Genomic DNA, 20,066 nt, shown 5'->3' on the forward strand with positions numbered 1-20,066 from the left:
GGATTCCGGGGCATCGCTTATGTTGTCGAGATGACATCGCCGAACTTCGATCATGCCCGGGCCGAGGCCGCAGTCCGGGAGCTGCTGATCGCGATCGGCGAGGACCCGGACCGGGAGGGCCTGAAGGACACCCCGGCCCGGGTGGCGCGCTCGTACGCCGAGATCACCGCGGGCCTGGGCCAGACCGCCGAGGACGTGCTGAGCACGACGTTCGACCTCGGCCACGACGAGATGATCCTGGTCAAGGACATCGAGGTCTGGTCGGTCTGCGAGCACCACCTGGTCCCGTTCACCGGGGTGGCCCACGTCGGCTACATCCCGGGCGTGGACGGGAAGATCACCGGGCTGTCCAAGCTGGCCCGGCTGGTCGACGTCTACGCCAAGCGGCCGCAGGTGCAGGAGCGGCTGACCACCCAGGTCGCCGAGTCGCTGGTGGAGATCCTCAAGCCGCGCGGCGTGATCGTCGTGATCGAGTGCGAGCACCTCTGCATGACAATGCGCGGCGTCCGGAAAGCGGGCGCCAAGACGATCACCTCGGCGGTCCGCGGCCAGCTCCGCAACCCGGTCACCCGGGCCGAGGCGATGAGCCTGATCGTCAGCTGAAATCGCTGCCCCGGCAGGCATTTCGCCGTACTGCGTAGCTCCGGTGGGCTCGCGCTCGTTGAACCTCTGAAGCTGTTGCCCATGGACATTCCGTGTCCGAACGCCTACGGTCCGTAGTGGCGTCCTGACTCGGGTGCAGGGCGCCGGCGTGAGGAGGATGAGGTATGTCAGGCCGTTTTCGGGTCGGCGCGGCGGTGACCGGGATCGCCGTACTGGCGGCTGCCGGATTGATCGCAGCGAACGGCGCCCAGGCCGATGGACCGGTCGGAGCCGCCAAGCTCCCCACCGCGGAGCAGAAGCTGCTGCGGGTCCAGGACCAGGCGCAGGCGCTCGAGGGCAAGCTCGGCACCAGAGCGATCGGCAGCTATCTCGACGACACCGGCGCCCTGGTGGTCTCGGTCTCCGACGCGGCGACCGCCGATCTGGTCCGGCAGGCCGGCGCGATCCCCAAACTCGTGCAGTACACCGCGGCCCAGCTGTTCGCGGTGAAGGCCCAGCTCGACGACCTGGCCACCGGCTCCAGCGCGGGCAGGGTCAAGTCCTGGTACGTCGACCCGATCAGCGGCACCGTCGTGGTCACCGCGCCCCGGGGCACCAACGACGCGATCTCGAAGCGCTTCCTGCGCAAGGCGAAGGCCAACGGCGGCAAGGTGACGCTGCGCCGCTCGGCCGGCATCGCCAGCACCACCGACGAGCAGTTCGGCCTGCTGGGCGGCTACCAGGTCGACAAGAACACCGGCTACACCTGCTCGCTGGGCTTCAACGCCCAGACCAGCGACGGCAGCCGGATCTTCCTGACCGCCGGGCACTGCACGGCGGGCAAACCGTCCTTCTCCCGCAACGGCTACGTGATCGGCAACACCCGCAGCTCCAGCTTTCCCGGCAACGACTTCGGCACCGTCAGCGTGATCGAGGGCTGGGACCAGCAGGGCCGGGTCGAGCGCTGGGGCGCCGACGACGTCCAGATCCGCGGTGAGGCCGACGCGATGGTCGGGGCCGAGCTGTGCAAGTCCGGCAAGAGCACCGGCTGGTCCTGTGGCCGGATCGTGGCACGCAACGTGACCGTGAACTACGGCAACAACAAGGTGGTTCGCGGTCTCTTCCAGCACACGGCCTGTGTCGAGGCCGGCGACTCCGGTGGCGCCAACATGACCGGCGACTACGCCCAGGGAATCACCAGCGGCGCGGCCCTGATCAGTGGGCAGTGCCTGGACAAGCACGGCCAGACCAACGAGTCCTACTCACAACCGATCGGTGAGGCGCTGTCCGCTAGCGGCGCCTCGCTGGTGCTGGGCTAGCGGCCCCGGGCGGGAGCCCGGAGTTGATGGGGGCCCGGTACCTAGGTGGGGCAGCTCGCGCGGGGCCACTACGGTGGTCAGGTGCGAACTGCCCCACCGAATCACGTTGCAGGCCTGCCCGGACTCGATCGCTGTCTGGTGATGGGCGTCGTCAACGTGACCCCGGACTCGTTCTCCGACGGCGGAGAGTGGTTCGAGCCGTCCGCCGCGATCAAGCACGGCCGGGAGTTGCTGGCCGAGGGCGCGGACCTGCTGGACGTCGGCGGTGAGTCCACCCGGCCCGGCGCCGAGCGGCCCGCCCCGGCCGAGGAGATCCGCCGGGTGCTGCCGGTGATCGAGACGCTGGCCGCCGAGGGCGCGCTGATCTCGATCGACACGATGCGCGCCGACGTGGCCGCGCTCGCGCTGGACGCCGGAGCGGTGATGGTCAACGACGTCTCCGGCGGGCTGGCCGACCCGGAGATGCTCGGGCTGGTCGCCGACCGCGCGACGCCGTACGTCTGCATGCACTGGCGGGGCCACTCGGTCGGGATGCAGCAGCGGGCGCAGTACGACGATGTGGTGGCCGAGGTGATCGCCGAACTGGCCCTGCGGCTGGAGGCGATCAGTGCGGCCGGAGTGGACCTGGAGCGGGTGGCGCTCGACCCCGGACTGGGGTTCGCGAAGAACGCGGACCACAACTGGGAGGTACTGCGCAGGCTGCGCGAGTTCGGCGTCCTGGAAAGGCCGTTGCTGATCGGTGCCTCACGCAAGGCGTTCCTGGGTAGGCTGCTCGCCGACGAGGAGACCGGGGATCCGAGACCGGCCGTACGACGAGACGACGCGAGCGCGGCTGTCTCCGCCCTCGCCGCCGCGGCCGGAGCCTGGTGTGTCCGGGCTCACGCGGTGGCGCCGAGTGCGGACGCGGTCCGGGTGGCGCGCCGGTGGGGAGCGGTATGACCGAAGAGCCGGGCGGGACGCGACGAGGGACCGGTGCCTCCGCGCAGACCGTGGTGCTGAACGCGAACACCGCGTTCTACAACGCGTTCGAGGCGGGCGACCTGGACCTGATGGCGGCGGTCTGGCTGCCGGAACCCGATCCGGTCTGCATTCACCCGGGCAACGCGGCCATCTACGGGTACTCCGAGATGATGCGGGCCTGGGCGATGATCTTCGCCAATACGCCGTACATCCAGTTCTTCCTGACCGACGTCCAGGTAAGAGTGGATGAAGACGTGGCCTACGTCACGTGTACGGAGAATGTCCTGTCGTCCGGCGAAGGGGCGCCGGAAGAGGGTTTCGCGGGGGGAAAGGCGCTCGCCACCAACGTCTTCCGCAAGACCACTTCCGGCTGGCGGTTGTGGATCCACCACGCCTCCCCGGTACTGTCGTCCGGGGGTCCATCGGAGGAGGCAGAGTGAGCGGTCCCGCACTGCCGCCTGTGGTGCAGCCGCCGGACGTGATCGAGATCCGCGGTATCCGTGGCTTCGGCCGGCACGGAGTCTTCGAGCACGAGCGGGCCGACGGGCAGGAGTTCGTCGTGGACGTCCGGCTGGAGCTGGACACCCGGCCCGCCGCGGCCTCCGACGACCTGGCCGACACCGTGAACTACGGGGTGGTGGCCGAGCAGGTGCACGCGGCCATCGAGAACGACCCGGTGGACCTGATTGAGACACTGGCACAACGGATCGCGGATCTGTGCCTCGCCGACCGGCGGGTGACAGGGGCCGCGGTGACCATCCACAAACCTTCGGCGCCGATCACGGTGCCGTTCGACGACGTTGTCCTGACCGTGCAGCGCAGAGCCGGAGAATCCTCGTGACTGAGACCCCTAGTCCCCACGTGATCGACGCGGACACCCTGAGCGGTGGCCTCAAGCCGATCCGGCAGGTGATCCTGTCGCTCGGTAGCAATCTCGGCGATCGGGAAGCCAACCTGCAGGGCGGCGTCGACGCGCTGCGGGACACTCCGGACGTCGTGGTGGTGGACGTCTCGCCGATCTACGAGACCGAGCCGATCGGCGGCCCGGACGAGTCCGGCCCGTACCTGAACATCGTGCTGCTGGCCGACACCACGCTGTCGGTCGACACGCTGCTGGACCGCGCGCACGCCGTCGAGCAGGCGTTCGGCCGGGAGCGCGGTGAGAAGGGCGCGCCGCGGACCCTGGACGTCGACCTGATCACCTACGGCAACAAGTCGATCGAGACCGAGGAGCTGACCGTCCCGCACCCGCGGGCGCACGAGCGCGCCTTCGTGCTGGCGCCGTGGCTGGACATCGAGCCCGACGCGGTGCTGCCCGGAGTGGGCCCGGTGGCCGACCTGCTCGCCAAGGTGGGCAGCGACGGCGTGAAGAAGCTCGACGATCTCACCATCGAGCTGCAGTAGTGGTGTCAGGCGGTACCGGTCCGGGCCGGGCGCCAGGGGCCGGTCAGGAGCCGCCGCCTGGATCGGTCCGGCCGACCTCACGGCGGTTGCTGGTCGCGATCGTCGTCCTCGGGGTGGCGATCGGCTGGACCGTGGTCAAGGCGATCGAGTCCAGTGGCGGCGTCGCGCCGATGGTGTCCTGGCTCACCCTGGTCGCCTGGAGCTTCCTGGCCGCGCTGTTGTTCGCCGCGGCCCGGAACACCCACCAGCGGATCCAGGTCCGGCACGAGCGGGTCGAGCCGTCCCGCGCGGTGTTCCTGCTGATGCTCGGAAAAGCCAGCGCCTTCGTCGGCGCGTTGTGCGCCGGTGTTTACGCAGGGTTCGCGTTATCCTTCCTGGGCGCGCTCAGCTCCTCGGGACCGCGCAACCGCGTGATCACTACCGGTGCTGCGGCAGTGATCTCAGTGCTGGTCGTCACGGCCGGATTGCTCCTCGAACGGGCGTGTCGTATCCCCGATGACCCCGAGGAGACCCCCTAACATGTCGGTCCATGGGGTCAAGGGGTAGCCGCCGTCGTACCAGGGCCACTGTTCTCGTGGTCGCCAACGTGCTGCTCGTCGTGATCTGCCTCGGCGTGAGTGTCTCGCTGTTCTCGCAGAACCAGTGGATTCTGCGTGCCGCCGCCATCGCCGCCGTCGTGGTCGCGGTCGGCGCCTCCGCCCTGACCCGCCACCAGCTCCTGATCGAACGCCTCGCGCACAGCGACGAGCGCGCCCAGGTGGCCCAGGAGTACTCCCGGATCACCAGCGCCCGGGTGGTCGAGAACGCCGAGTTCGTCGACCTGATGCAGCGCCGGCTGGACAAGATCGACAAGCGGCTGGACAAGATCGACGAGGAGGTCGCGACCGTGGTCGCGGCCGGCGACAAGCACTCCCAGGCCGACGCCCCGACCGTGGTGGACCTGAAACTACGCGGCCTCGCCGCTTCCTGACCCGGCGCGCCCCACCCCATACTTCTGCCAAGGGGAGGGGATTTTCATGGGGTTGGACGCGAGTTATCCGGCAGTGACGATGAACAACCCGGACGGCACCGTCACGGTCTACAACCAGGACCACGTGCCGATCGGGCAGCTCGGGCCGACACCGAACCAGTCGCCGTCGGTGAACGTCACCTGCCGATTGAAGTCCTGGGACGACGCGTACTGGTACCGGCTGCTGAGCGCCGACGGCTGGGACTTCCCGGCGACCACCGCGTACGTGTCGGCGGACGAGACGCACGAGCTCAATCCGGGCCAGCCGTATGCGATCCCGGACTGCGCCAACGTGGGGTGTCGTCGGCAAGCCGGCCAGGCAGCGGCGGGCGGGCTGCTCGCCATCGGCGCAGTCGCCGCGGCGGCCGCTTGGCGACGCCGTACCGGTCGGAGCTGAAGCTCATCGCGGGCTGGACGTTGCGGTGGCCGGCCGCGCGGTGAGGGCTGGCGAGCTACTTGTCGATGTCGCCGACGACGAAGAACATGCTGCCGAGGATGGCGACCATGTCGGCGATGACGGTGTCGGGCAGCATCTCGGGCAGCACCGAGATGTTGTTGAAGCTGGCCGAGCGGAGCTTCAGCCGCCAGGGCGTCTTGTCGCCGCGGGAGACCAGGTAGTAGCCGTTGATGCCGAGCGGGTTCTCGGTCCAGGTGTAGATCTCGCCCTCGGGGACCTTGAGGATCTTCGGCAGGCGGACGTTCACCGGGCCGGCCGGCAGTGAGCGCAGCCGGTCCAGGCAGGCGTCGACCAGGTCGAGGGAGACCTTCACCTGGTCGAGCAGCACCGAGAAGCGGGCGAAGCAGTCACCGTCGGTGCGGGTGACGACGCGCAGTACGCCGTCGCGGGCGAGCTCCTCGTAGGCCAGGTAGGGCTCGTCGCGGCGCAGGTCGGCATCGACGCCGGACGCGCGGGCGATCGGGCCGGAGACGCCGTACGCCGCGATCAGCTCCGGCGACAGCTTGCCGACGCCGACCGTCCGGGCCCGGAAGATCTCGTTGCCCAGCACAAGGTTCTCGATGTCGGGCAGCCGCCGCCGGACCGCGGCCGAGGCCGCGCCGGCCCGGCCCAGCCAGCCGTACGGCAGGTCTTCCTTCAGCCCGCCGACCCGGTTGAACATGTAGTGCATCCGGCCGCCGGACAGCTCCTCCATCACCGCCTGGATCGTCTCGCGCTCGCGGAACGCGTAGAAGACCGGCGTGATCGCGCCCAGCTCGAGCGGGTAGGAGCCGAGGAACATCAGGTGGTTCAGGACCCGGTTCAGCTCGGTCAGCAGGGTCCGCAGCCAGACCGCGCGGACCGGTACCTCGAGCCCCATCATCTGCTCGACCGCGAGCACCACGCCGAGCTCGTTGGAGAACGCCGAGAGCCAGTCGTGCCGGTTCGCCAGCACGATGATCTGCCGGTAGTCGCGGACCTCGAACAGCTTCTCCGCGCCGCGGTGCATGTAGCCGACGATCGGCTCGCAGCCGACGATCCGCTCCCCGTCCAGGGTCAGCCGCAGCCGCAGTACGCCGTGGGTGGCGGGGTGCTGCGGCCCGATGTTGAGCACCATGTCGGTGGTGGGCAGCTCCGAGCCGGGATCTGTTCCACCGCGCTCGAATGCCGCGGCCCCCGCGCCGATTCCCACCACTCGTTCGGTACTCATGACCCCTATCGTGACAGGCTGGACTCGTGGACGATCTCTTTGCTCCTTCCGATGTCAGCTGGACGCCGGTCTCACCGAAGCTCGCGTCGGTCCGGCGGGTCAGCGCGGGCATCTCGTTCGGCCTGCTGGCGATCGTCGCGCTGGTGTCGCTCGGGATGCTGCTCGGCTGGCTGTACGGCGTACTCGCGGTGGTGCTGATCGCCCTCGGCTTCCTGTGGTCGTGGGTGCTGATCGGCCGCAACCAACGCTCCTGGAAGTACGCCGAACGCGAGGACGAGCTGCTGGTCAGCCACGGCATCATGTTCCGCCAGCTGGTCGTCGTGCCGTACGGGCGGATGCAGTTCGTCGACGTCGCGGCCGGACCGCTGGAGCGCTCGTTCGGGATCGCCACGGTCGAGCTGCACACGGCCACCCCGGCCACCGACGCCAAGATCCCCGGGCTGCACCCGGACGAGGCGGCCCGGCTGCGTGACCGCCTGTCGGCCCTCGGCCAGGCGCAGGCGTGGGGCCTGTGACCGAACAAGCTCCGATGCCGCCCGTCGACGAGCCGGTGCTGAGCGCGCGGCTGCATCCGCTCACCCCGTTCGTGAAGGGCTGGGGGTACTTCGTCGCCGCGGCGTTCGCGATGACGCAGAACGAGGGCCTGCGCAGCAACCTGACGATCGCCGGCGTCGGCCTGGGCGCCGTCCTGATCGGCGGCATCCTGCTCGGCGCGCTGTCGTGGTGGTTCACCAAGTGGCAGCTCAACGACGACGCGATCCGGGTGGACAGCGGGTTCCTGTTCCGCCGGACCAGGATCATCCGGTTCGACCGGATCCAGACGATCGACGTGGCGCAGCCGTTCGTGGCCAGGCTGTTCGGGATGGCCGAGCTGCGGATGGACGTCGCCGGCGGTGGCAAGAGCGACGGCCGGCTGAGCTACTTCGCGTACGACGAAGCGCAGAAGCTGCGCGCGACGTTGCTGATCAGGGCCAAGGGCGAGCACGCCGTCGAGCACCGGCCGGTCGACGAGGTCGAGCCCGAGCCGCTGCTGGTCGTCCCGACCGGGCGGTTGCTCGGCGCCACGTTGCTGTCGTCGACAGTGCTCGCCAGCGCCGGTGGTCTGATCGTGCTGATCGTGTCGACCACCGTGCTGGAGGCGCACGCCGGTCTGTTCGCCGGTTTGCCGCTGCTGCTCGGTGTCGTCCAGCCGATCTGGAAGCAGGTCGTCGGCAACCACCGCTTCACGCTGTCGGAGACTCATGAAGGCCTACGGACCAAGCGCGGGCTGTTCGACGTACAGCGTCAGACTGTGCCGCCGGGCCGCGTGCAGGGCCTGCTGATCACCGAGCCGCTGATCTGGCGACTGCTGGGCTGGTCCCGGGTCGACCTGGACATCGCCGGGGTGGCCGGCTCCAAGGCTGACGGCGAGGACGAGAACGAGGGCGCCCAGTTGCTCCCGGTCGGCCTGCACCAGGAAGTGATCGGGGTGCTCGCCAAGGTGCTACCCGGCTTCGACCTGAACGCCATCGAGATGAATCGGGCTCCAGAGCGCGCCAAGTGGCTGCGACCGGTCGGCTGGCGCTACCTGGCGTACGGCGTCGACGACCAGGTGCTGGTGACCACCAGAGGCTGGGTGAGCCGCCGTACGTCGATCGTGCTCCACCACAAGACCCAGTCGGTCCGGCTGCACCAGGGGCCGATCCAGCGCCGCCTAGGCCTGGCCAACGTCCACGTGGACACTCCTGAGGGCCCGACGGACGCCATTGCGCTTCACCGGGACCAGGTGGAGGCTGCAGCGCTCGTAGAGGCTCAGGCCAACAGGGCCCGAGAAGCACGCCGTACTGCGGACTCTGTGCCCGCCCAGACCCAGCCGAACCCGCCGAGCCCCGACGGGTTCAGCAGCTCGGCTGCCTCACCTGCCGACGACAACTCGGCCAGGTAGCGCAGCGGCTCAGTACGGGCCAGTTCCTGGCTAGGGCGCTCGGCAGACAGGCCGAGTGCTCTTAGGGCCTCTCGCTGCGTCGTGAGCTGCCCGGAGACGGCAGTGGTCAGTGAGTCCAGCGCAACGTGCGCAGTGACGTCGCAGGAGCCGTCCAGGGCCACCTGGCACTCCCTACCGCCACGGAAGCCGGTCAGAGTCCCGTACGGCGGACGCTCGGCGCGTACGTGCCCGTAGTCGATGGCGACGGCGACACCGTCGTCCAGCCGGCTGACCACGTCGGCCCAGGCCTCGTCCCGGGTCAGCCCGATCTCTGCCCGGTCACCCGGCTCGGCCAGTGGCCACCAGGTCTCCAGCCACTCCAAATCGTTGCCCTCGACAACTTTCCCCAGGGTTTGATCGGCCAGCAGATAGCGGATGTCGCCGTGGTCGTCCAGCTCAACAACTTCGCACGGCACGTTGTCCAGCCACTCGTTGGCGATCACCAAGCCGGTCAGCCTGGCCGGCACCGTGTCATCCAGCTCGATGTCGGTGACCTCGAACCCGAGCGGTCGCAGGACCCGGCCCAGCTCGCCTTCGCCGGCGGCGAGATCGGTTACCTGCGAAGTCCCCAGCGCCTCGGCCAGGCGCGCGATCGCTTGGCCGAAGAGCGGCGACGCGTGCACCGAAGTACGGAAGTGGGTGGCGGGGCGCTCACGGCGGTAGAAGCCGTCCGGCCCGTAGAGCGCTTCCTGCCAGGCTTCGCGCAGCGTCACCGCAGCTCGGGGTCTCCGCCGAGTGCGACCGCGCCGGTCAGCTGCCAGATGCCGTCGTCGCCTTCGCGCCAGATGGTCAGGTCGTCGAGGCGGATCGCCGGAAGCTCCTCGGCGTCCAGGGCAGCCTGGGCCTCGGCAACCAGGGCCGGGCCTCCTTGTGCCGATGAGGAGATGGTCAGGTGCGGTCGCGGGTCCGGGTGCTCGCCGCCGTAGGGCGGGCACTCCGGGAAGGCGGCCAGTACGGTCGCGACCAGCTCGCGGACGCGGTCGAACGGCTCTGGGCGCAGCCAGGTGGTGCCGTTGGGGAACTGGCCTGCTGTCGAGAACGTGAGGTCGAACGGCTCGATGTCCGCTACCGCGTCTTCCAGGCGCTGGACGGCCTCGGGTGACGGCTCCTGTCGCCAGGGGACGAGCACTGTGATGTGAGGCGGGATCAGCTCGCTGAGGGCGAGTGTTGGCCTGGCTGGGGAGTAGGAGATGGACCGCCAGCGTTCGGTGAACTCGGTGAGCTCGGGGATGCTGATCAGGATCGCGGTCAGGCCCGTCCGGGCCGCCCAGGGGTCACTTTGTCCACTCACCGGCCTATCGTCCCATCTGTGACGAAGAACTCGACCAAAAGCGCCTTCGCTTCGCTCGGGGGTGTGTGAGGGGGTCAGGGCCCGCACTACGCTGTCCAGCAGACCGCACCAATCGTCTGGTACCCCGGCAGGGGACTGGAACGAACGAGAGTGGACATGGAACGCATCGGCATCATCGGCTCCGGCCGGGCCGGCAGCGCCTTGGGAGCAGCCCTGGCGTCCGCCGGGCATCCCGTCACCGGTGTCACCGCACGCTCGCAGGCGTCGCTCGACCGCGCCGCGAGACTCCTTCCGGACGTCCCGGTCCTGACGCCTGCCGAGGTGACGGCTCGCGCCGACGTGGTGCTGGTCGCAGTACCAGACAGTGCGATCAGTGAGGTCGCGCAGAGTCTCCCGCTGACAGCGGCGCAGTACGTCGTCCACCTGTCCGGCGCACACGGTGTGTCGGTGCTGCAGCCGACAGTGGCGACGCCGGTCGCGCTGCATCCGCCGATGACCTTCACAGGCGACCTGCCCGACCTGAGCGGCATCGCCTTCACAGCTACTGCGCCTGACCACGCCCGGCCAGTGGTGGAGCGACTGGTCAAGGCGCTCGGGGCTGGGCTGCAGTGGGTCGAGGAGGAGAAGCGTGCGCAGTACCACGCAGGGGTGGTGCACGGTGCGAACCACCTGACCACGCTGCTCGCGCAGGCTTTCGCAGTACTGCGTGAGGCCGGTGTCACCGACCCGGCGGCCACACTGCGGCCCTTGCTGGCCGCAACTCTCGACAACACGCTGCGGTCCGGTCATGATGCGCTCACCGGGCCGATAGCGCGCGGCGACGTCGAGACGGTGGCAGCCCATCTGGCGGTACTGCGGGGCCGCACCGCCAGCACGTACGCCGAGCTGGCCCGGGCGACGGTGGACCTGGCAGCGGCGGACGGACGGCTGGAGCGGAGTACGGCCGAGCGGTTCCTGGCTGTGATCGAGCGGCAGGTGCTTGAGCAGGATCGAACAGGGGAGGCGCCACGGTGAGACTCACCCAGACGAAGGCCGAGCTGCGAGCGGCCGCGGCGATCCGGCCCCGCGCCGTCGTGATGACGATGGGCGCGCTGCACGAAGGGCACGCGGCGCTGCTGGCCGAGGCCCGCGAGCGGGTCGGGCCGACCGGCAGCGTGGTGCTGACGATCTTCGTGAACCCCCTGCAGTTCGGGCCGACCGAGGACTTCGACCGCTATCCGCGGACGCTGGCCAGCGATCTGGCGATCGCCAAGAACGAGGGCGTCGACCTGGTCTTCAACCCGTCCCGCGACGAGCTCTACCCGAGCGAGCCCTCGATCACCGTGCACCCCGGACCGCTCGCCGACGAACTGGAGGGGCAGGTCCGGCCGGGGCACTTCGCCGGCGTCCTGACGGTGGTCTCGAAGATGCTGCACCTGACCTCGCCCGACCTGGCGCTCTTCGGCGAGAAGGACTACCAGCAGCTGACGCTGATCCGCGAGATGGTCTGCGATCTCGACATGGACGTCGACATCGTGCCGGTGCAGACCGTGCGCGAACCCGACGGCCTGGCGATGTCGTCGCGCAACCGCTACCTGGACGAGACCGAGCGGGACGAGGCGCTCGTCCTCTACCGCGCGCTGACGGCCGGGGCGAAGGCGGGGATGAACGGGCCGGACGCAGTACTGGCGGCCGCGCACGCCGAGCTGGAAGCGGTCCCGTCGGTGCAGATCGACTACCTGGCCCTCCGCGCGCCGGACCTCGGGCCGGTGATCGGCCCGGGCGAGTCCAGGATGCTCATCGCCGCGCGAGTGGGTGCGACGCGTCTCATCGACAACATTTCCATCACGCTGCGGTGACATCGATTGATACCGTCGCCGAATGACTGCTCCTGCTGTGCCGCAGCGGTTGGCTGCGCCTGAACCAGGCTGGACCGACACGGTTGACGTGGTGGTGATCGGCTCGGGGATCGCGGGGCTGACGGCCGCCCTGAGGGCCCGTGAGCTCGGTTCGGTGCTGGTGGTGACCAAGGACGTGGTTGCCTCCGGCTCGACCCAGTGGGCCCAGGGCGGGATCGCCGCGGCGCTCAGCCCGGAGGACTCGCCGGAGGACCACCTCAACGACACGCTGGTCGCCGGGGCCGGTCTGTCGGACCCGGAGGCCGTTCGGGTGCTGGTGACCGAGGGACCGGAGGCAGTACGCGATCTGATCGAGCTCGGCGCGGTGTTCGACACCGGCGCCGGGGGAGGCCTGTCGCTGACCCGCGAGGGCGGCCACCACCGCAACCGGATCGCGCACGCGGGTGGCGACGCGACCGGTGCGGAGATCGAGCGGGCGCTGGTCGCAGCCGTGAAGCGGGCGCCGGACATCCGGATCATCGAGCACGCGCTGGTGCTGGACCTGCTGAAGGCGGCCGACGGCGCGGTCGCGGGCGTGACGCTGCACGTGATGGGCGAGGGGCAGCTGGACGGTGTCGGCGCGATCCGCAGCCGCGCGGTGATCCTCGCCTCCGGCGGGCTCGGCCAGCTGTACGCCGCGACCACCAACCCGAGCGTCTCGACCGGCGACGGGATGGCGCTCGCGTTGCGGGCCGGCGCGAAGGTGCGCGATCTCGAGTTCATCCAGTTCCACCCGACCGTGCTCTGGCTGGGCAAGGGCGCCAAAGGCCAGCAGCCGTTGGTGTCCGAGGCAGTCCGGGGCGAGGGCGCGTTCCTGGTCGACCACGAGGGCAAGCGGTTCATGCAGGGCCAGCACGAACTGGCCGACCTGGCGCCGCGCGACATCGTGGCGAAGGCGATCATGCGCCAAATGCTTGCCTCAGGCAAGGACCACATGTTCCTCGACGCCCGCGGTTTCGGCGACGAGAAGTGGCGGGTGCGGTTCCCGACCATCCTGGCCTCCTGCCGCTCGCACGGCATCGACCCGGTGCACGAGCTGATCCCGGTCGCGCCGGCCTGCCACTACTCGTCGGGTGGGGTCTGGACCGATCTGCAGGGTCAGACCTCGGTGCCCGGCCTGTACGCGTGCGGCGAGGTCGCCTGTACCGGCGTCCACGGCGCGAACCGGCTGGCCTCCAACTCGCTGCTCGAGGGTCTCGTCTTCGCCCGCCGGATCGCCGCGACGCTGGCGGCCGGGCTGCCGGAGCTCCGCGAGCCGGTGGTCGACGACCGAGTCGCAGGACTGGTGGATGCCGACGTAGTACCGGAGTTGCAGCGGGTGATGACGGTCGGGGCCGGGGTGATCCGCAGCGCGAGCGGATTGTCGGAGGCGGGTGACAGACTCGCCAAGCTGATCGAGCAGCCGGCCGATCAGCCGGGTACTCCGGACTGGGAGGCGACCAACCTGGCCACCGTGGCGACCGCGTTGATCGAGGCGGCCACCACCCGCGAGGAGAGCCGTGGCTCGCACTGGCGGGAGGACCACCCCGATCGCGACGACGAGAACTGGTCCGGCAGTCTGGACCTGACGCTGCGGGTGGACGATGATTCGGCACGGCCCGCCGCGACGTTCGTGGCACAAGCACCACCTGAGGGGAACTAGCAATGGATGACACGCTCGACAGGCAATGGGTCGAGGACCTCGTCCGGGCCACCATCGAGGAGGACCTGGCCGGCGGTGTCGACGTCACCACCACGGCCACGGTCGAGGCGGAGCACGTCTCGGTCGCGGAGTTCGTGGCCCGGGCCGACGGCGTCGTGGCCGGTCTGGAGATCGCCGAACTGGTGATTCGGCTGATCGCGGGCAAGGAGGCCGTCGAGATCGAGCACTCGGTCACCGACGGCGCGGAGGTCAAGGCGGGCGCGGTGCTGATGACCGTGCGCGGCAAGACCCGGCAGCTGCTGACGGCCGAGCGTACGGCGCTCAACCTGCTCTGCCACCTCTCCGGCGTGGCCACGCTGACCAGCCGCTGGGTCGCGACCGTTGCCGGCACCGGCGCGGTCATCCGCGACACCCGCAAGACGATGCCGCTGCTGCGCTCCCTGGAGAAGTACGCCGTCCGCTGTGGCGGCGGCCGCAACCACCGGATGGCGTTGTCCGACGCCGCGCTGATCAAGGACAACCACGTGATCGCCGCCGGCGGCGTCGCGGAGGCGTTCCGGCTGGTCCGCAAGGCCTACCCGGATCTGTCGGTCGAGGTCGAGGTGGATTCGGTCGAGGACGCGCTGATCGCGGTCGAGTCCGGCGCCGAGCTGATCCTGCTCGACAACTTCGAGGTGCCGCAGCTGCGCGAAGCAGTCGAGAAGGTGGCCGGCCGCGCGCGGCTGGAGGCCTCTGGCGGGCTCTCGCTCGACGTGGCCCGCGAGGTCGCCGAGACCGGTGTCGACTTCCTCGCCGTCGGCGCGCTGACCCACTCGGCGCCCGTCCTCGACATCGCGATGGACCTCCAGGCCGCCTGACATGCTGCTGGCCGTCGCCGTCGAGAACACCAGGACCCTGGTCGGCCTGATCTTCGAGGGCACGGTCAAGCGGCACTGGTGGGTGGGGACGGACCCACGCCGTACTGCGGACGAGTGGGCGGTGCTGCTCGACGGGCTGCTGACCGGTGAGTCGCCGGTGTCGGGAGTCGCGGTCTGTTCCGCAGTACCGCATGTCCTGCACGAGCTGCGGGACGTGGTCGCGCGGTACTACCCCGACGTACCGAGTGTGGTGGTCGAGCCCGGAGTGAAGACCGGCCTGCCGGTGCTGGTCGACAATCCCCGCGAGGTGGGCACCGACCGGATCGCCAACGCGCTCGCGGCGGTCAACCTGTACGGCGCGCCCTGCATCATCGCCGACTTCGGGACGGCGACCACCGTCGACGTGGTGAACGCCAACGGGGCTTTCATCGGCGGCGCGATCGCGCCGGGCATCGAGACCGCCGTCGACGCGCTCGGCGCCGAGGCCGCCCAGCTGCGCCGCGTCGAGCTGGTCCGCCCGCGCTCGGTGGTCGCCAAGAACACCGTCGAGGCGCTTCAGTCCGGTGCCGTCTTCGGCTTCGCCGCGCTCGTCGACGGCCTGATCACCCGGATCATCGCCGAGCAGGGCTTCGAGCAGGTGACCGTGGTCGCGACCGGCGCGCTGGCTCCACTGGTGGTCGGCGAGGCCGGCCAGATCCAGCACCACGAGCCGTTCCTGACCCTGCACGGTCTGCATCAGGCCTTCGCCCGTAACCACTGAACGTCACGCTCCGTCCCCGCTGGTTCACCGCTTCCCGGTCTTGTGCACAGCGCGTCACGGGATCACGATGAGAAAAGCGACCCCCGGGCGGGGAGGTCCGGGGCCATGGGGTGGGTCCTGTGGTCGCACCGTGCGGGTCGCGGGGTCCGGGGGTGGATCATGAAATCGACCTATCGCGTACTGGCCCAGCTGATCGCACTCGGCGTGGTCGTTCAGGCGATGAGCGTGGCGCTCGGCTGGTTCCTGGTGCTGAAGGACGTCGACGACGGTGCGGTGTTCGACAAGAACAGCGACTTCAACTTCGGCCAGGTCACGCACGGCACCGTCGGCATGATGGTGATCCCGCTGCTGGCCATCGCGCTGCTGATCGTGTCCTTCTTCGCCGGGATCGACGGCGGGGTGAAGTGGGCGGCGATCGTGTTCGGCCTGGTGGCCCTGCAGATCGCGCTGGCGCTGGTGTCGTTCGGCGTACCCGCCATCGGAGCTCTGCACGGGCTCAACGCGCTGGTGCTGCTCGCGGCGGCCGGAGTGGCCGGCAAGCGGGCGGCCACGGCGCAACCCACGCGGGTGACCGACGCGGAGACGGTCTCGCAGCCACCGGCCGTCTAGATGCCGCGTCGCCGCACGGTGGTCGCTGTCGCGGCCACGCTGGTGGTGCTTGCTCCGCTCGGCTGGTTCTGGCAGCAGAGCCTGGTGCCGGACGGCCTGTCGGCGATGGACATGGGGTACGCCGACTACGGCGGCGGGCCGGCCATGCCTGCCGGGCACCATCACGCCGGGGTCGGGGAGCTCAAGCCGGTCGCGGACCGGGCGGCTGACGTGTCGGTGCGCCTGGTCGCCCGGAGCGAGAGGTTCGAGATCCCGGGCCGCGGCTCGATGGCCGGCTACACCCTCAACCACACCTCGCCCGGTCCTCAGATCACTGCGAAACAAGGCGATCTGGTCGAGGTGACGCTGGTCAACGAGTCCGTGCCCGACGGGATGACGCTGCACTGGCACGGCGTCGACGTACCGGCTGCTGAGGATGGGGTCGCCGGAGTCACGCAGGACGCGGTACTGCCGGGCCAGACGTTCACCTACCGCTTCGTGGCGGTCGACGCCGGCACCTACTGGTACCACTCGCACCAGGTGTCGCACGAGCAGGTCAAGAAGGGCCTGTACGGCGTACTGGTGATCTCTCCCGGTACTACGGACGTGGTGGCCGCCGTGCACACCTACGACAAGATCCGGACGGTCAACGGCGGGTACGGCGAACGCCGGGTGGCCGGGGCGCCGACTGTGCGGCTGCGGCTGATCAACACCGACAACGGGCCGATGGCGGCCTGGGTGGACGGTGCGGGGTACAAGGTGATCGCTGTCGACGGCACTGCGGTGAATGCGCCGACACCTGTCGAGGGCAAGGCCGTGCTGGTGACAGCGGGCGGCAGGATCGACCTGGAGATCACCCTGCCCAGCAAGGCGGTCCGGATTGGCTTGGGCGGCGGCCCGACCACACTGGTGATCGGCGAGGGCGATGCGCCGGCCGGCCCCGAGCCGGCCGACCGGGTCGACCTACTGAGCTACGGGACACCGGCCGCGCTGCCCTTCGACCCGGCGACGGCGGATCGTCACTTCGAGTACCGGATCGGCCGACGGCCAGGCTTCTTCGACGGCAAGCCCGGCCTGTGGTGGACCATCAACGGCCACCAGTTCCCCGACGTACCGATGTTCATGGTGACCGAGGGCGACGTCGTCACAATGACCCTGAAGAACACCTCCGGACAGGTCCACCCGATGCACCTGCACGGCCACCACGTCCTGGTCCTCAGCCGCGACGGCACCCGCGCCACCGGCAGCCCTTGGTGGACCGACTCCCTCAACGTCGAGGACGACGAAACCTACGAGATCGCCTTCCTGGCGGACAATCCAGGCATCTGGATGGACCACTGCCACAACCTCCCGCACGCCGCCCAGGGCCTGGTCACCCACCTGATGTACGAAGGCGTCACCACCCCGTTCCGCCTGAACGGCCCCAACAAGAATCAACCGGAGTAGTTACTGGTCGTCGATCGGGCGACCCACTGTGAGCTTCTCGGCCAGGGCCGCGGGGATTGTGGTTCTGAAGGCCGCGTCCGGCGTGGTGCCGGTGGCGTCGAGGGTCTTGGAGAAGAACGCCCGGGCGGAGGCGGCCAGGGTGATGTCGAGGATGTCCTCATCGGACAGGCCGAGCGTGCGCAGTCCGTCGATGTCGGCGGCTGTGACGGTGTCGGCGGCGAGCGCGACCTGACGGGCGAAGGCCATCACGGCGCGGTCGACCGGGTCGGCGGGCGGCTCGTCGACCAGGGCCGCGACCTCGTCGGGGCTGAGGAACTGGTTGGCCAGGACCTGGCCGTGGGCGAGGCTGCAGTAGCTCGACCTCAGGGCGGTCGCGGCGGCCAGGGTGGCCAGCTCGTAGCGGCGCAGCTCCATGTTCGCCTTGATCGCGCCGTTCAGCTGCTGCCAGGCGGCGTAGACGTCCGGCCGGGCGGCGAAGGTGCTGACGAAGTTCGGGATGTGCCCCGCGGGCGCCCGGTTCTCCTCCAGAAAACCGGGCGGCGGCGCGGACGGTCGAATGAAAGCCATCTGAGATTCCCCCCTCGGATCCGGCCACCAATTTAGCCGGTCGGCGGTGGCTGGGTATCGTCTACGCGGGGGCACGTCCATGAGTTCGGGTGAGGCACGCTAGTGAGGTTCCGCAACGTCTTGTCGACCGCGCTCGCGGTCGGGATCGGCGCGTCCGCGTTGACGGCGTGCTCGTCCGACCCGACGCCGACCGATGTCACGGTCGCCTGGGCCGACGAGACCCGGCAGGCGGTGCAGGTCAGCTGGCGGGACTCCGACGCGCCGAACCGGATCACCATCGAGGGCGTGCTCAGCAGCGGACCGGCGTACGTGAAGTACCTGGCGGCGGACCAGCCCAACACCTGGACGATCCCGGCCTCGACCTTCCCGCCGGACGGCAACTACCGGGTCTCCGTCGGTGTCGGCACGGCGGCCAACGGGATGTCCAGCAAGCTCGCCGGCTCACCGGTCTTCGACACCGACGGACCGGTCCGGCCCGGTGGCGCGACGGCGACCTCGATCGGCAAGCGGGACGTGCTGCTCCGCTGGACCACGCCGGCTCAGCCGCAGGACTTCAGCCCGAACGACCCGCTCGACGTGACCGGCCGCACCCAGTACTACGTGCCGGTGATCGGCCGCCCGGGTCAGCCGCTGCGCACCGCCGGCCCGGCCACCACCTCGACCCGGCAGGTGATCAAGAGCCTCAAGCCGCCGTACGTCTTCCAGCTGCGTGCGCAGAACGAGTGGTCGACCGCGATCGGCGGCCAGATCACGGCCCGCACCAGTTCGACCAGCGCGACGATCCCCGCGCTGGCGCAGTACGGCGTGCCGATCCGGATCCGCGGCCGGGCGATTCTCCAGCAGGTGGTCTGCGCCGATGAGGGTAGTTGCGTGCAGCAACGGACCACCTCGGCCGGGCTACCGCTGGTGGTGCTCACCCAGGTGACGCCGGGCGCGCGCTGGACCCCGGCCGCCCGCGGCACCACCACCTCCGGCGGGCACTACGACATCCCGGTCGCGACCGGTGCGAGCCGGCCGTACAAGGTGACCCTGCCGGACTACAGCCAGATCGGCACGGTCGCGGCGCAGTCGACCAGCAAGGCCCAGCTGACCCGCACTGTGGTCCGGCTCCAGACCACCGGGTTCGTCGGCGGCGCGTCGAAGAAGCGCGGCCAGAACGCCACCGCGATCGTGGTGGTCAAGCCGGCCATGAACACCACGGTGATGCTGCAGTCGTGGAACCGGCAGGCCCGGCGCTGGCTCAACGTCAAGGCGGTCCCGATGCGCCGCGGGCAGGCCTCGATCACCTTCAAGACCGCCCAGCCGGGCATCTCCGTCTACCGGTTCGTGATCCCCAACGCGATGCTGCTGGGCCGCCCGATGCTGGGCAAGGTCACCCAGAACCTGCCCTTAAGCGTCCGCTGACTCAGCCCGTACTACGTCCGCCACGTTCGCGGCCGGTGCCGCCTCGACAGCGTCGCCCCGTCGCTTGCGAAGCTTGTAGACCGTGTACGCCGTGACGGCGGCGACGCCGACCGCGACCAGCGCCCACAGCGACACCTCGCCGAAGATCTTGTCCGCGTTGTCGCCGACCTGGTAGGCGACCACGCCGATGGTGGCCGACCAGGCGATCCCACCGGCCGCGTTGGCGGCCAGGAAGCGCGGGTAGTGCATCCGCAGCATGCCTGCCATCGGGCCGGCGAAGATCCGCAGCAGCGCGACGAACCGGCCGAAGAAGACCGTCCAGACGCCGTACTTGTGGAAGTACTTCTCCGCCTTCTCGATCCGGTCGGGGGAGAAGTGGTGGAACCGGCGGCCGAGCCGCTCGAACAGCCCCCGGCCGGCCTTGCGGCCGATGAAGTACCCGACCGAGTCGCCGATGATCGCGCCGGTGGCGGCCGCGGCGATCACGAACACCACGTTCAGGTCACCCTGCGAAGCCAACAGCGCCGCCGCGATCAGCGTGGTCTCGCCGGGCAGCGGCACGCCCATCGACTCGACCCCGATCACCAGCCCGACCACGAGATAGGCCACGACGGCCAGCCCACCGGTCGGGATCGCGATTTCCAGCGCGTGAAATGTGGTTGCCCCCATACCCCCATCCTGGCACCCGGAGGCAAGTAATTAGCTGATCCGGGAGCTACTTCGGGGGAATTTCAGGGTTCTGCCGGGGGAA

Annotated in this window: 23 protein-coding genes and 1 pseudogene; 19 read left to right on the top strand and 5 right to left on the bottom strand. The window is 69.7% G+C overall.

The window, feature by feature from the left end:
- The first annotated feature begins 30 nt into the window (after positions 1–30).
- The 9 genes from folE to AB0P21_RS15465 all read left to right on the top strand — a co-directional run bounded on the left by folE (position 31) and on the right by AB0P21_RS15465 (position 5,671).
- A complete protein-coding gene (folE, locus tag AB0P21_RS15425; protein ID WP_363697081.1) occupies positions 31–603 on the top strand; it encodes a GTP cyclohydrolase I FolE in 573 nt (190 codons plus the stop codon).
- 164 nt (positions 604–767) lie between these two features.
- Positions 768–1,901 carry a S1 family peptidase gene (locus AB0P21_RS15430; RefSeq protein ID WP_363697083.1) on the top strand — a complete coding sequence of 378 codons (1,134 nt, stop codon included), beginning with the start codon at positions 768–770 and terminating at the stop codon, positions 1,899–1,901.
- 141 nt (positions 1,902–2,042) lie between these two features.
- On the top strand, positions 2,043–2,840 hold the full coding sequence (folP, locus tag AB0P21_RS15435; RefSeq protein WP_363698428.1) for a dihydropteroate synthase: 798 nt from the start codon (positions 2,043–2,045) through the stop codon (positions 2,838–2,840).
- On the top strand, positions 2,837–3,301 hold the full coding sequence (locus AB0P21_RS15440; protein WP_363697085.1) for a nuclear transport factor 2 family protein: 465 nt from the start codon (positions 2,837–2,839) through the stop codon (positions 3,299–3,301). The genes folP and AB0P21_RS15440 overlap by 4 nt, the downstream gene beginning before the upstream one ends.
- Complete coding sequence (gene folB, locus AB0P21_RS15445; protein WP_363697087.1) at positions 3,298–3,702, top strand: dihydroneopterin aldolase; 405 nt, start codon at positions 3,298–3,300, stop codon at positions 3,700–3,702. Before AB0P21_RS15440 ends, folB begins: the two co-directional genes overlap by 4 nt.
- On the top strand, positions 3,699–4,265 hold the full coding sequence (gene folK, locus AB0P21_RS15450; protein WP_363697089.1) for a 2-amino-4-hydroxy-6-hydroxymethyldihydropteridine diphosphokinase: 567 nt from the start codon (positions 3,699–3,701) through the stop codon (positions 4,263–4,265). The genes folB and folK overlap by 4 nt, the downstream gene beginning before the upstream one ends.
- Positions 4,266–4,267: 2 nt before the next feature.
- Entirely contained in the window at positions 4,268–4,783 is a 516-nt protein-coding gene (locus AB0P21_RS15455) for a DUF3180 domain-containing protein (RefSeq protein ID WP_363697091.1), read from the top strand.
- 11 nt (positions 4,784–4,794) lie between these two features.
- Positions 4,795–5,235: a hypothetical protein gene (locus AB0P21_RS15460; RefSeq protein ID WP_363697093.1), complete on the top strand. Its 441-nt coding sequence runs from the start codon at positions 4,795–4,797 to the stop codon at positions 5,233–5,235.
- 46 nt (positions 5,236–5,281) lie between these two features.
- Entirely contained in the window at positions 5,282–5,671 is a 390-nt protein-coding gene (locus AB0P21_RS15465; RefSeq protein WP_363697095.1) for a hypothetical protein, read from the top strand.
- Between the two features lie 55 nt (positions 5,672–5,726).
- Here the strand turns inward: AB0P21_RS15465 and AB0P21_RS15470 are convergent, their stop codons facing one another.
- A complete protein-coding gene (locus tag AB0P21_RS15470; RefSeq protein WP_363697097.1) occupies positions 5,727–6,920 on the bottom strand; it encodes an NADH-quinone oxidoreductase subunit D in 1,194 nt (397 codons plus the stop codon).
- 26 nt (positions 6,921–6,946) lie between these two features.
- Here AB0P21_RS15470 and AB0P21_RS15475 point away from each other — a divergent pair, with 26 nt between their 5' ends.
- Both AB0P21_RS15475 and AB0P21_RS15480 read left to right on the top strand, forming a co-directional pair.
- Positions 6,947–7,435: a PH domain-containing protein gene (locus tag AB0P21_RS15475; protein ID WP_363697099.1), complete on the top strand. Its 489-nt coding sequence runs from the start codon at positions 6,947–6,949 to the stop codon at positions 7,433–7,435.
- Positions 7,432–8,844 (top strand): PH domain-containing protein, encoded by a 1,413-nt coding sequence (locus AB0P21_RS15480; RefSeq protein WP_363697101.1) that lies wholly within the window; start codon positions 7,432–7,434, stop codon positions 8,842–8,844. Before AB0P21_RS15475 ends, AB0P21_RS15480 begins: the two co-directional genes overlap by 4 nt.
- 98 nt (positions 8,845–8,942) lie before the next feature.
- Here the strand turns inward: AB0P21_RS15480 and AB0P21_RS15485 are convergent.
- Positions 8,943–9,596 (bottom strand): annotated as a pseudogene (locus AB0P21_RS15485) (SAM-dependent methyltransferase); the annotation flags it as partial.
- Entirely contained in the window at positions 9,593–10,174 is a 582-nt protein-coding gene (locus AB0P21_RS15490) for a 2'-5' RNA ligase family protein (RefSeq protein WP_363697103.1), read from the bottom strand. The pseudogene AB0P21_RS15485 and the gene AB0P21_RS15490, both read right to left, overlap by 4 nt.
- 156 nt (positions 10,175–10,330) lie before the next feature.
- Between AB0P21_RS15490 and AB0P21_RS15495 the strand changes: the two genes are divergently transcribed.
- The 7 genes from AB0P21_RS15495 (at position 10,331) to AB0P21_RS15525 (ending at position 17,344) form a co-directional block, all read left to right on the top strand.
- A complete protein-coding gene (locus AB0P21_RS15495; RefSeq protein ID WP_363697105.1) occupies positions 10,331–11,188 on the top strand; it encodes a Rossmann-like and DUF2520 domain-containing protein in 858 nt (285 codons plus the stop codon).
- Positions 11,185–12,012 (top strand): pantoate--beta-alanine ligase, encoded by an 828-nt coding sequence (gene panC, locus AB0P21_RS15500; RefSeq protein WP_363697107.1) that lies wholly within the window; start codon positions 11,185–11,187, stop codon positions 12,010–12,012. The genes AB0P21_RS15495 and panC overlap by 4 nt, the downstream gene beginning before the upstream one ends.
- Positions 12,013–12,034: 22 nt before the next feature.
- Entirely contained in the window at positions 12,035–13,693 is a 1,659-nt protein-coding gene (locus tag AB0P21_RS15505) for an L-aspartate oxidase (RefSeq protein WP_363697109.1), read from the top strand.
- Positions 13,694–13,695: 2 nt separating this feature from the next.
- Positions 13,696–14,550 carry a carboxylating nicotinate-nucleotide diphosphorylase gene (gene nadC / locus AB0P21_RS15510; RefSeq protein ID WP_363697111.1) on the top strand — a complete coding sequence of 285 codons (855 nt, stop codon included), beginning with the start codon at positions 13,696–13,698 and terminating at the stop codon, positions 14,548–14,550.
- Between the two features lies 1 nt (position 14,551).
- Positions 14,552–15,310, top strand: a complete 759-nt coding sequence (locus AB0P21_RS15515) for a type III pantothenate kinase (protein WP_363697113.1) — start codon at positions 14,552–14,554, stop codon at positions 15,308–15,310.
- Positions 15,311–15,469: 159 nt separating this feature from the next.
- Positions 15,470–15,919, top strand: coding sequence for a hypothetical protein (locus AB0P21_RS15520; protein WP_363697115.1), 450 nt, complete (start codon positions 15,470–15,472; stop codon positions 15,917–15,919).
- Positions 15,920–17,344, top strand: a complete 1,425-nt coding sequence (locus tag AB0P21_RS15525) for a multicopper oxidase family protein (RefSeq protein ID WP_363697117.1) — start codon at positions 15,920–15,922, stop codon at positions 17,342–17,344.
- Here the strand turns inward: AB0P21_RS15525 and AB0P21_RS15530 are convergent, their stop codons facing one another.
- Positions 17,345–17,911: a carboxymuconolactone decarboxylase family protein gene (locus AB0P21_RS15530; RefSeq protein ID WP_363697119.1), complete on the bottom strand. Its 567-nt coding sequence runs from the start codon at positions 17,909–17,911 to the stop codon at positions 17,345–17,347.
- A gap of 102 nt (positions 17,912–18,013) precedes the next feature.
- Between AB0P21_RS15530 and AB0P21_RS15535 the strand changes: the two genes are divergently transcribed.
- Positions 18,014–19,315 (top strand): fibronectin type III domain-containing protein, encoded by a 1,302-nt coding sequence (locus AB0P21_RS15535; protein WP_363697121.1) that lies wholly within the window; start codon positions 18,014–18,016, stop codon positions 19,313–19,315.
- On the opposite strand, the gene AB0P21_RS15540 is transcribed toward AB0P21_RS15535, so the two are convergent.
- Positions 19,301–19,984 carry a DedA family protein gene (locus tag AB0P21_RS15540; RefSeq protein ID WP_363697122.1) on the bottom strand — a complete coding sequence of 228 codons (684 nt, stop codon included), beginning with the start codon at positions 19,982–19,984 and terminating at the stop codon, positions 19,301–19,303. The genes AB0P21_RS15535 and AB0P21_RS15540 overlap by 15 nt on opposite strands.
- Between the last annotated feature and the right edge of the window lie 82 nt (positions 19,985–20,066).

This window comes from Kribbella sp. NPDC056861 (genome assembly GCF_040687575.1).
Classification (GTDB): domain Bacteria; phylum Actinomycetota; class Actinomycetes; order Propionibacteriales; family Kribbellaceae; genus Kribbella.

Coding starts and splice junctions, on each gene's coding strand:
- AB0P21_RS15465 (WP_363697095.1), top strand. CDS start 5,282: ATGGGGTTGGACGCGAGTTATCCGGCAGTGACGATGAACAACCCGGAC.
- AB0P21_RS15540 (WP_363697122.1), bottom strand. CDS start 19,984: ATGGGGGCAACCACATTTCACGCGCTGGAAATCGCGATCCCGACCGGT.
- AB0P21_RS15505 (WP_363697109.1), top strand. CDS start 12,035: ATGACTGCTCCTGCTGTGCCGCAGCGGTTGGCTGCGCCTGAACCAGGC.
- AB0P21_RS15495 (WP_363697105.1), top strand. CDS start 10,331: ATGGAACGCATCGGCATCATCGGCTCCGGCCGGGCCGGCAGCGCCTTG.
- folE (WP_363697081.1), top strand. CDS start 31: ATGACATCGCCGAACTTCGATCATGCCCGGGCCGAGGCCGCAGTCCGG.
- AB0P21_RS15440 (WP_363697085.1), top strand. CDS start 2,837: ATGACCGAAGAGCCGGGCGGGACGCGACGAGGGACCGGTGCCTCCGCG.
- nadC (WP_363697111.1), top strand. CDS start 13,696: ATGGATGACACGCTCGACAGGCAATGGGTCGAGGACCTCGTCCGGGCC.
- AB0P21_RS15515 (WP_363697113.1), top strand. CDS start 14,552: ATGCTGCTGGCCGTCGCCGTCGAGAACACCAGGACCCTGGTCGGCCTG.
- AB0P21_RS15530 (WP_363697119.1), bottom strand. CDS start 17,911: ATGGCTTTCATTCGACCGTCCGCGCCGCCGCCCGGTTTTCTGGAGGAG.
- AB0P21_RS15460 (WP_363697093.1), top strand. CDS start 4,795: ATGGGGTCAAGGGGTAGCCGCCGTCGTACCAGGGCCACTGTTCTCGTG.
- AB0P21_RS15470 (WP_363697097.1), bottom strand. CDS start 6,920: ATGAGTACCGAACGAGTGGTGGGAATCGGCGCGGGGGCCGCGGCATTC.
- AB0P21_RS15525 (WP_363697117.1), top strand. CDS start 15,920: ATGCCGCGTCGCCGCACGGTGGTCGCTGTCGCGGCCACGCTGGTGGTG.
- AB0P21_RS15430 (WP_363697083.1), top strand. CDS start 768: ATGTCAGGCCGTTTTCGGGTCGGCGCGGCGGTGACCGGGATCGCCGTA.
- AB0P21_RS15520 (WP_363697115.1), top strand. CDS start 15,470: ATGAAATCGACCTATCGCGTACTGGCCCAGCTGATCGCACTCGGCGTG.
- folP (WP_363698428.1), top strand. CDS start 2,043: ATGGGCGTCGTCAACGTGACCCCGGACTCGTTCTCCGACGGCGGAGAG.